The 12,258-nt window shown below is 55.4% G+C and carries 8 protein-coding genes and 1 other annotated feature; all 8 genes read right to left on the minus strand.

The window, feature by feature from the left end; genetic code table 11:
- Nucleotides 1-76: 76 nt before the first annotated feature.
- Nucleotides 77-3,769 carry a cell division protein ZapA gene (zapA, locus tag F556_RS0114000; RefSeq protein WP_020617595.1) on the minus strand — a complete coding sequence of 1,231 codons (3,693 nt, stop codon included), beginning with the start codon at nucleotides 3,767-3,769 and terminating at the stop codon, nucleotides 77-79.
- A gap of 89 nt (nucleotides 3,770-3,858) precedes the next feature.
- On the minus strand, nucleotides 3,859-6,300 hold the full coding sequence (pheT, locus tag F556_RS0114005) for a phenylalanine--tRNA ligase subunit beta (RefSeq protein ID WP_020617596.1): 2,442 nt from the start codon (nucleotides 6,298-6,300) through the stop codon (nucleotides 3,859-3,861).
- A 47-nt stretch (nucleotides 6,301-6,347) separates the two neighbouring features.
- The gene (pheS, locus tag F556_RS0114010; RefSeq protein ID WP_020617597.1) at nucleotides 6,348-7,379 is read right to left on the minus strand and encodes a phenylalanine--tRNA ligase subunit alpha; all 1,032 of its coding nucleotides are present in this window, start codon (nucleotides 7,377-7,379) and stop codon (nucleotides 6,348-6,350) included.
- Between the two features lie 134 nt (nucleotides 7,380-7,513).
- Nucleotides 7,514-7,764: a binding site (T-box leader), on the minus strand.
- 75 nt (nucleotides 7,765-7,839) lie between these two features.
- A complete protein-coding gene (locus tag F556_RS0114015; protein ID WP_020617598.1) occupies nucleotides 7,840-8,145 on the minus strand; it encodes a hypothetical protein in 306 nt (101 codons plus the stop codon).
- Nucleotides 8,146-8,147: 2 nt separating this feature from the next.
- Complete coding sequence (locus F556_RS34040; protein ID WP_020617599.1) at nucleotides 8,148-8,711, minus strand: RNA polymerase sigma factor; 564 nt, start codon at nucleotides 8,709-8,711, stop codon at nucleotides 8,148-8,150.
- On the minus strand, nucleotides 8,708-10,081 hold the full coding sequence (locus tag F556_RS0114025; RefSeq protein WP_020617600.1) for a hypothetical protein: 1,374 nt from the start codon (nucleotides 10,079-10,081) through the stop codon (nucleotides 8,708-8,710). The genes F556_RS34040 and F556_RS0114025 overlap by 4 nt, the downstream gene beginning before the upstream one ends.
- Before the next feature lie 113 nt (nucleotides 10,082-10,194).
- Complete coding sequence (gene hflC, locus F556_RS0114030; protein WP_020617601.1) at nucleotides 10,195-11,064, minus strand: protease modulator HflC; 870 nt, start codon at nucleotides 11,062-11,064, stop codon at nucleotides 10,195-10,197.
- The gene (gene hflK, locus F556_RS0114035) at nucleotides 11,064-12,158 is read right to left on the minus strand and encodes an FtsH protease activity modulator HflK (RefSeq protein ID WP_020617602.1); all 1,095 of its coding nucleotides are present in this window, start codon (nucleotides 12,156-12,158) and stop codon (nucleotides 11,064-11,066) included. Before hflK ends, hflC begins: the two co-directional genes overlap by 1 nt.
- Nucleotides 12,159-12,258 lie beyond the last annotated feature (100 nt).

Raw genomic sequence — 12,258 nt, forward strand, 5'->3', positions numbered from 1 at the left:
ATAATAAAAAAGGGTGTCCAGAAGTCAGCATTCTCTGACCTTCCGGACAATCCCTTGTTAAACGGCTTGCGCTAGCTTAGCTCTGCTCAATAAGTTCGATCCATTCATTGTACTCCGTCTGCAACTTATTGTATTCGGTCCGCAGCTTCATATGCTGCTCACGCAGATCCTGGAAATCATCCTCTATGGAGGTAGCGGTCATCTCCGCCGTCTTCATCCCTTCCAGCGTTTCGTTCAATCGGGTCAGCTCATCACGAGCCTGCTCTACCTGCTGATACAGCTCACGTTTCTCTTCCTGAAGCTCCAACTCTGCTTCACGCCAATGCATCTCGGCTTCGATGTAACGCTCAGCCGTTTGCTCGGCTAGTTCGGCACGTGAACGCAGCATCGCAATTTCTTCCGTCAGGGCCGCCATTTGAGCTGTGCTCTCTCCACTTGAAGCGCGGGTCAGCTCCAGCTCCTGCCGCAGCTCATCAACCGTGAGCTCCTGTGCCTGCAGTCGCTCATTGACTTGTTCCAACTGCTGGCGCTCCTGCTCTAGGCTGTCATACGTTTCGGATAGCTGCTGTTCAGCCGACTCCAGCTTCGCTTGCAACAGAGCCTCCCGCTGTTCGCGAGCTGCAGCTGACGCTTGGTCGGCTGCCCGCTCCTCCTGTACTTCGGAGAGTCTGCGCTGCAAGCGCTCCAGCTCGGCAGCCAGCTCGCGATCCCGAACAGTGCGCTCTTGGTCTTGCTGCTCATATACCTCCAGCAGCTCCTTCAGCTCTTGAAGCTCCCCATCCCGCTGCGATAATCTCGAGGCGAGCTGTTGATGCTCTTCTCCAGCCGCCTGAGCCAGCCGCTGGGCTTCCAGCACAGCCAGTTGTCCCACCGTACGTTGCTCGCGCAGCTCGGACAGTTCCAACTCTACGGCTGCCGCCGCTGCCACCTGCTCCTCGGCCTTTTCCAGCTGAGCTTGCAGGGTCGCAGCCGCTTCGCTCTGTGCCGTCAGCAATTCCTCCGCTGCCAAGCTGCGACGCTCGGACTCCTCCAGTTGTCCCAGCTGTTTCTCCAATTTCAGAGCCAACTCGGCCTCCCGGGCTGCTTGTTCCTGTTCCGACTGCTCATAAGCGGCGAGCAATTCGTTGAGCTCTGCCGCCTCCTGCTCACGGTCCGCAGTCCGTTCTCTCAGAGCTGCCGTTTCCTGACGACTGCTGCTCAACTCGTCTTGCAGCTCTGCAGCAGCCCGCTCACTGGCATCAAGTCTCGCCACCGTCTGATCGAGGAGCGCTTGTTTGTTTTCGATCTCACTCTGGAGGGCATGCTGCTTCTCTTGTTCCTCCAAATAACGAGCACGGAGCTCATCTGTAACACCTCTGGCCTCCGCCAGTTCCGTTTGCAGCGAGCCAGTGCTGTGATCGCGTTCGGACAGTTCTCGTTGCAGTTGCTCCACAGCTTGACTGCGCTCCGACAGCTCCGCTCGCAACTGCTCCGTCGCCTGACTGCGTTCCGATAGCTCGGCTTGTAGTTGCTCAGTTGCTACGCTGCGTTCTGATAGTTCCGCTTGCAACTGCTCGACAGCTTGCCCACGCTCCGACAACTCAGCCTGCAACTGCTCCGTGGCTTGACTGCGTTCTGAGAGTTCTGCCTGCAGCGCCTCGACAGCTTGACTACGCTCAGCCAATTCCGACCGCAGAGCTTCCTCGGCCTGCTGACTGTCGGCCAAGCGAGATTGCAGGGCAGTTGCCGCCTGCTCACTAACCTCTAGCTGGGTCTGCAGATTTGCCGAAGCACTCCGTGCCTCTTCTAGCTCCGTCCGCAGAAGCTCTTCCTTACCCCGCAGCTCATCCAGCTCAGCCTGCACCACTTCCGTAAGACGCCGGCTCTCAGACAGCTCGGTTTCCAGCTGCTGGAGGTGATGCTGGCTGCTTGTCTGCTGTTCCTGCAAGGACTCAATTTCGATCAGATATTCCATCGCCTGTTCTTCGGCTGCCTGGATCTGCTCCTGCTGCTTGGTCTGCTCGGCACGAGCTTGTCCTAGCTCCTCAGCCAGCTGTTGTCCTCTCGTGGTCAACTTGCCGGCTTGCTGTTCCAGCTCTTCGATACGCGTATGCAATCGACCCGAGGCTTGCTGATGCTCTGCGGATTCCCGCTCTGCTGCTGCTTCTTGCTCGGTCAGCCGCTCGCGCAAGGCCGAGATTTCCTGTTCCATCGAGGAGCGATCTGTTTCCAACTGACGGACCAGCACTTCTGAAGCCTCTGCCCGTTGCTCGGTAGCGAGCCGTTCGGATTCCATACCCTCCAGCGTGGACCGGAGCACTTCCTCCTGCTCCATCGCCTGCATCATGCCAGCTTCCGCTGCATCAATTCGCTCTTGCAGGGCAGCCGCAGCCTGCTCATGTTCCCGTTTGGCAGCTGCCAACTGCTCTTGCCATTTCGTTTCCATCTGCTGACGCCGTTGCTCGGCCTGCTTCCCGGCCTGCTCCAGCTCGCCAAGCTTCTGCTGATGTCCTTGCTCCATCCGCTTGCGTTCCTGCTGATGGGTCTGATGCAGCTCCTCCAGACGCTGTCGATGCCGGATCTCCAGTTCCTTGCGGGCCTGACGTTCAGCTTCCAGCTCCTGCGCATACCGTGCTTCCAACTGCTGCGCCTCCTGGCGCTGCTGCTCCAGCTGCTGTTGCACTTCCTCGAGCTGTCTGGCCTGTTCGGCGGCCGCTTCACGGTGGGTCTGCGAGACATGACGATGCGTTTCTTTGAGCCGCTCCACTTCACCTGCGTGCTGTACCTGCAGCTGTTCAATTTCCTGCAGCCGCTCTTGCTCCGCCTGCGCATTAGCCGCTTTCAGCCGCTCGTTCCAACGGGCTTCCAGCTCATCAGCCGCTGCTTGTTGCGCCTGCTCCAGTTCGGAACGCTCCTGCAGCCATTTTTGCTCTTTGTCTCGAAGCAGGTTGCTCCAATAGGATTCCCGGCTCTCGTATTTATCTCGCCATTCGGAGCTGCGGTTCTCCTCTTCCTCAATCAGTCTCTGTAACTCGGTACGTTCCCGCTTCCAGACGGAGGATGACTCGTCGAACAGATTCTGCCAAATGCCTTCTCGACGCGCCAGTTCCTCCTCTTGCTCACTTTTCAATTGCTCCAGCAGCGCCTCACGCTCCGTAGCCGCCTCTTCCTGCAACCGTTCCAGAGCCGCAGCCTTGGCCGCTTCGGCTTCCATCAGCTCCTGTGCCTGCTTTTGCTTCAACGCCTCCAGGTGCTGCGCCTGCTCGGTTTTAAGCTTCTCGACCTGCTGCCGCTGCTGCTCCTCCAACTTCTTGCGCGTCTCTTCCGCTGCAGAAGATTGCGCTTGCAGTTGCTTCTTGAATGAGGATTCCTGCTCTGCCAATTCCCGTGTCAATTGGGCACGCGTCTGCTCCAGCTGCTGTTTGTGTGCCGACTGCTCACGGCGCAAGGTTTCCTCCGCCTGCGATACAGCCGCAGCGAGCTCCTCGCGTGTCGACTGAAACTGGGCCTGCTCACGTTCCAGTTGCTCGGCAAGTGCCTGGTTATCCGCTTCACGCTGGCTCAGTTGCTCACTGTCCAGCCGCAGACGAAACACTTCGTCGGCCATATGTACTGCTGCCAGTACAGCGATCCTCGGCAAGTCGAGACGGGGATAGCCTTTGGCCACTTTATTCATATTATCGTCAACCATCGCAGCGACACGCTTCATCTCATCGATGCTCGAATCCCCTGCCAGCTTGTATTGATGCCCATATATATCAACCGTAACACGCGTACGCTGATTACTCATTTTGGCTGTTACCTCCTATTCGCCAGCGTGGAAAAAGTCACATCGCTGTTCACTTGGAACTACTTCGATGTGACTTTGTGTTTTCCTGCCTATTTTCTCAATTCGGCACCAAAAGATTCTTCCAATTGGGCCACGACCTTGCCATGTAGTTCCGTTACTTCTTCATCCGTCAGCGTGCGCTCGGAATGACGATAGATCAAGGAGAGTGCAACGCTCTTCTTCTCAGCGCCAAGCTTCTCACCGGTATAGATATCAAACACCTCTACCGATTCCAGCAGCTCGCCGGCGGTCTCGGCAATGGCAGCCGTGAGCGCCCCGGCTTGTACCGTGCGATCAACAACGACTGCAATATCTCTACCGCTCGCCGGGAAGCGCGGCAACGCCTTATAGACGATTGCTGCATCCGCTGCATCATACAGCTGTCCCAGCTCCAGCTCAAAGAGGTACGTATCCTGCAAATCCAAGTCGCGTTGCTGCTCCGGATGAAGCTGACCTACAAAGCCGATCCGCTCATAGCCGCGTCCTGTCTCGAGCAGTACCGCAGCCGTCCGGCCCGGGTGATAATGGGTAGGCGCTGCTGCTTCGTAGCGGATGCTGTTCTGCACGCCGAGCAGTCGGAAGATCTCCTCCAGCAAGCCCTTGGCATCGTAGAAGTCAACTGCCTCAGCCTTAACATTCCACTGGCTCTGGCGTCTGCTGCCGGTCAGAAGTCCAGCCAGACGATGCTTCTCATGAGGCAGGCGGGTGAGTGTCTCTTCATCCGTGTGGAACACACTGCCAATCTCGAATACCGTCACATTGTCATTCTTGCGATTGCGGTTATAAGCTGCGATCTCCAATAGCTGTGGCAGCAAGCTGGTCCGCAACACACTGCGGTCCTCGCTCATGGGCATTGCCAGCCGTACTGGCCGCACTTGCTCCGCCAGATCCGGGAACAGATCGGTCTGTGCAGGCGATGTGAACGAATAGCTGATCGCCTCATGCAGGCCGGCATTCGTCAGCCGCTTGCGGAGCTCACGGCGAATGGCTTGGGGAACGGTCAGCGAGCCTGGTGTTGATGCACCTTCAATTGGAGTCGTTGGAATATTATCGTATCCGTACAGACGGGCAACCTCTTCTATTAAATCCACATCGCGAGTAATGTCTCCCCGTCTTGTAGGTACACTCACTTCAAAAACATCGTCTGCCGCGACCTCAAAAGCGAACCCAAGGCGACCGAAGATCGTCTTCACTTCCAGCCCGGAGAGTGTGGTGCCCAGGTAACGGTTGATTTTGGCTAACGCAACCGATACGACAGCCGGCTCTGCGCCCACTTCACCTGCCTGTACAACCCCCTCCGCCACAAGACCGCCAGCCAACTGGGCCATCAGTCCGGCAGCGCGATCCAGCGCCAAGAGCACGCGCTCGGGGTCCACGCCTTTCTCAAATCGTGCGCTTGACTCGGACCGCAGACCCAACTGACGGGACGTCTTGCGAACGGTACCGCCGTCGAAGCGAGCAGATTCGAGCAAAATATTGACGGTATCCGCCGACACTTCACTGCTTGCACCGCCCATGACGCCTGCCAGCGCGATCGGCTGTTCACCGTCCGTAATAACCAGCATGGAAGAGTCCAGCTTGCGCTCCTGATCATCCAGGGTCTGCAGGATCTCGCCGTCATGCGCCATCCGCACAACGATTCGTCCACCTGACACCAGATCCGCGTCAAACGCATGCAGTGGCTGTCCATACTCCAGCATCACATAGTTCGTGATGTCCACAATATTGTTGATCGGACGCACGCCAGCAGCGACTAGCCTGTTCTGCAGCCACAGCGGCGATGGAGCAATCTTCACGCCTTTGATGTACCTGGCCGAATAATGGTGGCACTGCTCTTCTGCCTCGATAGCTACAGACACATAATCCGATGCCTGCTCTGCCGTATCGATAATCCGGCTCTCTGGCAGCTTGACGTCCAACCCAGTCAGTGCCGCTACTTCATAGGCCGCACCCAGCATACTCAGACAGTCCGAACGATTCGGCGTCAGATCGAGCTCCAGAATCGCATCTTCCAGTCCAAGAACCTCAGTGATGGGGGTTCCCAGCTTCAGGTCGGCAGGCAATACCAATATGCCCTCTTGCTGCTCACGCGGCAGCAGCTTGTCAGGCAGCCCCAGCTCCTTGGCCGAGCAGATCATACCTTGCGATTCTACCCCGCGCAGCTTGGCGCGCTTAATGTTCATTCCACCCGGCAGCTTGGCACCTACCACGGCGACGGGCACATGCTGGCCACTGTCTACATTGGCTGCACCGCAGACGATCTGCAGCTCCTCGTCAGTCCCGACGTCGACTTTACACACATTCAGCTTGTCAGCGTCTGGATGCTTTTCCTTACTCTTGACATAACCGACGACCACGCCGGTTACCCCTTGATTACGCGACTCGACGCGGTCAATTTCGATACCGCCGCGCGTCATCCGCTCCGCAATCTCCTCGGGACTCAGCCCGCTGAGATCAACATATTCGTTTAGCCATTTATAGGATACGTTCATTATCTGTTCATCCTTCCCCTTCTAGAGGTTGCAAATATATTCAGGCTTCACATTCTGGCGAATTGGTTCAGGAACCGGAGGTCGTTGGCGTAGAAATGACGGATGTCATCAATGCCGTATTTCAGAAGGGCGATTCGTTCCACACCCATGCCGAAGGCAAAGCCGCTGACTTCCTCGGGATCATATCCGCCCATCTCAAGCACGCGCGGATGCACCATCCCGCAGCCGAGAATCTCCAGCCAGCCCGTCTGCTTACACATCCGGCAGCCATGGCCTTGGCATTGGACGCAGGTCACGTCTACTTCCGCACTTGGTTCGGTGAACGGGAAGAAGCTTGGACGAAGACGGATCTGGGCCTGCTGGCCGAACATCTGCTGCACGAATTGGAGCAGTGTCCCCTTCAAATCACTCATCCGAATATTTTTATCAATGACCAGACCTTCAATCTGGTTGAATTGGAACGAATGTGTCGCATCATCATCATCGCGGCGGTATACTTTGCCCGGGCAGATGACCTTGACGGGCTTGCCGTTCATTTGTTTCATCGTCCGCACTTGAACCGGAGACGTATGTGTGCGCATCAGAATCTCATCCGTAATATAGAACGAGTCCTGCATATCGCGTGCCGGGTGGTTCTTGGGCAGGTTAAGCGCTTCGAAATTGTAGTAATCCTCTTCCACTTCCGGCCCTTCAGCGATGGTGTAGCCCATGCCGATAAAGACGTCCTCCAGCTCCTGTGCCACTTTGTTCAAGGGATGAACCGCACCGCTCAGCGGGGCTTTGCCCGGCAGCGTCACGTCGATGGTTTCCGCGCGCAGTCTGGACTCGGTTTCCTCACGTTGGAAACGTTCTTGCAGCTCGTCAATCGCTGCTTCAATCGCACCTCGAACCTCGTTACCCACTTGACCGATGACCGGCCGTTCCTCTGCGCTTAGTCCACCCATGCCGCGCAAGATTTCGGTCAGTCCGCCTTTTTTGCCCAAATACTTGATCCGCAGCTCGTTCAGAGCACCCGGATCGGTTACCTGCTGCAGCGCCTCTAGCGCTTCTGTGCGCAGGGCTTCCAGTCTTTCTTTCATAGCTGATTCGCCTCCTGATTCCAAATAAAATATCCCCACAAACTGGAGCCTTCTCTTCGAAGCTTAGTCAGATACTTTGCGGGGCCCCGAAAACTTACAGATTCTAAAACAAATAAAAAAGGCCCTTTCTCCCCGCAAGGGACGAAAGAACCGTGGTACCACCCTAATTCGGACTGCCAGGCATACGAAAACGCCCTTGCAATCCCTTAGCCAAATAACGGTCTGGTGCCGGCACCTCCTACAGGTGCATGACGCGGGGCGCCAGCCGTTCAGAGGGCTGCTCCGGAGTGAACTTCGGCAGCCTGATTCTGTGAAGACACTCTCAATCGCGGCGTCCTCTCCCTGTTCAGTAGCACTGCGTACTCTTCTCCATCACTGCATTTATTATCCTCATATTATAGCGTAAGAGAGTGGAGTGACGCAAGCTCGGCGTGACGGATATACGGGAATAACCTGCTCCTTATTTACCGCTGATCCACTCACGCAGATCCGATTCCAGGAAAATCCCCGAATCCAGTGCAACCAGCGGCCCTGTAGCCTGAGAAGGTTCCGGCGCAGGCGACCCTGAGAACCAGAACACGAGGCCGATTGCGAGACAGGCCGTTACCAGAGCACCAGGAACATGAATGCGAATTTCACGCTGCCACCAGGGGATCGGCCGATCCAGTCTATTTATCACCTGATCCGCCATCTCTGTTGTAAATGCTATATCCATCGTTTCGGTCTGCAGTTGCTCCTGCACTTGCGTCTTGCGCTTCTTCGGCATATTCATTCCTCCTCCTGCAGCTTGTTTCTCAGCATGGCTCGAGCTCTGGCCAGCTTGCTCTTGACCGTGCCTGTCTTCTCCCGCAGTTGCTCACTAATCGACTCTACGGTGAGATCGTGATAATAGTACAGGACAACAACCTCTCGATATTTGTAAGGTAAGGTCTGGATGTCCGCTGCCAGCGACATAGCCTCTGCCGACTCCTCCGGCCCAGGGGTTACCCCCAATTGATCATCCCATCCCTTGTCGCGAAAAATCAGCCGTTTCCAGGCCGCCCGCCGCATCCGCTGTCTGCATTCATTCATGGCAATTCGCACCAGCCAGGGCTTAAGTGAGCCGCTATCTTGCAGTTGACTGATCCCGCGGTACGCCGTGATGAATACCTCTTGACTGACATCTTCAGCCCAGTGCCGATCACGCAACAGCAGAAAAGCGGTACGGACGATCATGCCGCCATAACGCTCCATAACCAGACGCAGTGCCTCCTGATCACCGGCTTTCATCCGTTCGGCCAGCACACGGTCGGGGTGCGCTGGTGCCAAATGGTCTTGTGTTTCCCCGCTCACCTTGGCTGCCCCTCCCGCTCCAAGCTGGCCAGAATCTGCTGGTCGAACGGGGTCGGATCTGTCAGCTGGTTTAGATAGCTCTTGGCCAGTTCAACATCCTTGCCTTTCTCTCGCATATCTGTACCGAAGGCATAGATCAGTCCAAGTGCACGGATCGCCTCCTGGCGATGCTCTTCTTGCTTGTATGCGGCAATGGCCGCTTCATAGTCGCGAGCCAATACATATCGGTCCCCTGCTAGCTGGCCTTCCACTGACAGGGAAAATAACGGCAACTGGTTCGTATAGGCCGCATAATACGAACTACTGCTGCTCAGCTTGCGTCCTTGCGCATCATAAGCATCCACTGACCAGCTGAAATGCCCACCTGGGTAAACGATCCCAAGGATAGACTGGGGAGCCGGCCCTTCAGTGTCATAGTGAACGCCCCCCTCGTATCCTCTCAGCTCAGCAATCTCATAGACTGCTTCTGTGTCCGTCCAGCTCTCCTGCAAGCCGATGGCGCCTCTCCCCTTCAACTGTCCGTTCTCGTCTGGTACGAGCGATTGAATGTTGATTCTGTACGAGACAGCCTCGGGATAAGGCTCCCATTCAAATCTAATTTGGTCCGTTTCGATCTCAGTCCCGTTTGTGGGAGCAATCGTCTCCAGTTTGGGAACGAACCGGACATCGAAGGTCTTGGAAGATCCGGCCTCCAAGACAAGTGGCTCCTCCGTCGCATTCGTTCGTACCAGACCTTCCAACTGCTCTGGCAGGATGGCGACGCCCACTTCATAGCTACCGGGAAGTGCGTCATAAAACCGATAGATTCCATCCTGGTCGGTCATGACGGTTGGATAGCTCAGATACCCTGGGCTATACCAGCTATTAGCATCCGTCGGCCGCAGATAGACGAGCGCATCCGCTTGCGGCTCGCCATCCATCAGCACTCTGCCGCTTAGCGACAGCTGAGCGGTATCGGGATCTGGCCGCTCAAGGATTGAGATCCATCTGCCGGCCTCCTCGTTCCAGTGCGAATCGGCTTTCTTGAACCAGCTCAGCGCCTCGTCGCGATGGCCGGTTTTCAGATACAGTTGACCCAATGTATAAGCCGAGTTCGCTTGTGTCCACATGTGGTCGGGATACTCCTCGACCATCTCCAGAGCATAAGCAAGCGCCTGCTCATATGAAACCTTCTGCTCGGTCGGGTGGGTGTACGCATAGCCGTTGGAGGTAATGTCGATGCGATCCTCGCTCATCGGGTTCGCTTCCAATATCTGCTGGACCAGCCGGTCCGCTTTCCCTTGATTCCATAACGTATAAGCGATTCCCGCGCACAAGGCCACCACGAGGAGGCAGGCGACGAGCGTACCGGCTTTGATTCTTATGTACATGAATTTCTCTCCCTCTTGTCATCTCTATACTACTAAGATGCATCGAGACAGGCAATCGGTTGCAATGCAGAAAAAAAACTGGACGGCATAGCGCCGTCCAGTTGTGTAATCCATTATTCGCGTCCAAGCAAAATTCGCGTATACGGCGAATCCACCGGCAGCATGATGATTGTCTCGTCCTGGATGGTGGTCACATAGCTCTCCAGGGTACGGTACAGCTGATAGAAATTCGCGTCCTTGCCGTACGCTTCATTATAAATACGTGCCGCTTCTTCCTCACCCTCGGCGATAATCATCTTGGCGTCAGATTCCGCCTTCGCGATTAGCTCGCGAGCCTGACGGTCGGCGGCAGCCGTAATCTTGCGGGACTCCTCGTCACCTTCCGAGAGGTAACCGGCAGCAATCGACTGACGGTCAGAGATCATCCGCTCGTACACACTGTCCTTGTTCTCCTCTGGCAGATCCGTACGCTTAATACGGACATCGACGATTTGAATACCATAATTCTGACGATCGGCGGTCTCAGCCACCTCGCGGGTAATCTCCGCATTCAAGTCGCCACGGGCGGTATTCTCGCTAATAATATCCCCGTACTCAATTTCCGACAGCTTTCGGCGAACGGTACTGTACACATTGTCCCCAATCCGGCTCTCCGCAGAGCTGATCGTTCTCAAAGTGCGCAAGAATTGCTGTGGGCTTGTAATCTTCCATACCGTATAGTTATCCACGATAATCGGTTTTTTGTCCTTGGTCAGAATCTCGGTCGGCTTGTTGTCATCGTACACCATCTGGTACCGCGGAAGTGAAGTGGTGGTCTCAATAAATGGAACCTTAAACTTCATGCCGGGTTCTGAGTGAATTTTGACAGCTTCACTGAAGCGCAGCACGACCCTGTATTCGCCTTCTTTAACAACAAATACGGATGAAAGCAGCAGGATAAGAGCTACAACAACGACAACGAGTGCTCCGATACGTTTTACCATTATTGTGTCCCTCCTTGTGCTGCTGGCTCATCGGCGGTTTCCGGCTCTGCAGGTGGCGGCGGTGGGGTAGGTGCAGGAGCCGGTGTAGGCGTCGTTGTGCCTGTTGATGTGTTGGAGCTGCTCGATTTCAGCAGTTCATTCAGCGGCAGATACTTGACCGTGTCGCCTCCACCATCCGAAATAATGACCTTCGCGCCTGGCAGCACCTTCTCAAACGTTTCGAGAATCAGTCGGTTGCTGGTGACATTCGGATTTTTAACAAACTCGTTGTACACCGCATTAAACTTGGCCACGTCACCTTGCGCATTGACGATCCGCGAGTGCTTCTCCGATTCTGCTTGCTCCAGCAAGGCCTGCGCTTCACCGCGAGCTTTCGGGAGAATATCATTCACATATCTTTGCGCCTGGTTGATCTTGGTGCTGCGCTGCTCTCTGGCATTCGTAACGTCCTTGAACGCTTCCTGCACTTTACCAATCGGCGGCTCGATATCCTGGAACTTCACATCGATGATTTGAATTCCTGTCTCATATTGCTCTTGCAGCTCAATTAATTTGGCTCTCACATCAGACTGGATTGCCGTCTTACCGTCGGTGATGGCAAAATCCAGCTTGTTGGAGCCGATGACGGAGCGAATTGCCGAGATGGCGGAGTTGCGCAGGAACGTCTCTGAATCCGAGATATTGTACAAATACTGCTTCAGATCAGCGACCTTCCACTCGACGACTGCATCGGCCGAAACAATATTCTCATCCCCCGTAATCATAAGCGCTTCAGAGTCGACCGAGACGATTTCGCCTCCACGCTCAGTATAGCCGATGTGAATCCGCTGCTCCAGATTAGCCGGCACGATGACCGCTTCCTGAATAGGATAAGGCCATTTAAAGTGAAGACCCGGACTTGAAGTCGTCGAGCCATATGACCCAAATGTAAGGATCGCCGCCTGCTCCTGTTCCTCTACTGTGTAGAATGAGGTTGAGCCGATAATAATGACAATCAATACGATGACACCGATAATGATGTTGCGAAACAGACCCTTGGGCACATTCGGCATACGGGCCGGTTCGGTGCCTTTTCCCCCTGTGTGTACTTCCATGCTTGTTCTCCTCTCGTTGGTAAATGCTCATAGCTATGCAAACCTGACACCATGTAGTACGCAGCTAGCAAGCTGTACGTTTCATTTTCATGAGAAAAGG

It is taken from the genome of Paenibacillus daejeonensis DSM 15491 (assembly GCF_000378385.1).
GTDB lineage: Bacteria > Bacillota > Bacilli > Paenibacillales > Paenibacillaceae > Paenibacillus_D > Paenibacillus_D daejeonensis.

Coding starts and splice junctions, on each gene's coding strand:
- zapA (WP_020617595.1), bottom strand. CDS start 3,769: ATGAGTAATCAGCGTACGCGTGTTACGGTTGATATATATGGGCATCAA.
- pheT (WP_020617596.1), bottom strand. CDS start 6,300: ATGAACGTATCCTATAAATGGCTAAACGAATATGTTGATCTCAGCGGG.
- pheS (WP_020617597.1), bottom strand. CDS start 7,379: ATGAAAGAAAGACTGGAAGCCCTGCGCACAGAAGCGCTAGAGGCGCTG.
- F556_RS0114015 (WP_020617598.1), bottom strand. CDS start 8,145: ATGCCGAAGAAGCGCAAGACGCAAGTGCAGGAGCAACTGCAGACCGAA.
- F556_RS0114025 (WP_020617600.1), bottom strand. CDS start 10,081: ATGTACATAAGAATCAAAGCCGGTACGCTCGTCGCCTGCCTCCTCGTG.
- hflC (WP_020617601.1), bottom strand. CDS start 11,064: ATGGTAAAACGTATCGGAGCACTCGTTGTCGTTGTTGTAGCTCTTATC.
- hflK (WP_020617602.1), bottom strand. CDS start 12,158: ATGGAAGTACACACAGGGGGAAAAGGCACCGAACCGGCCCGTATGCCG.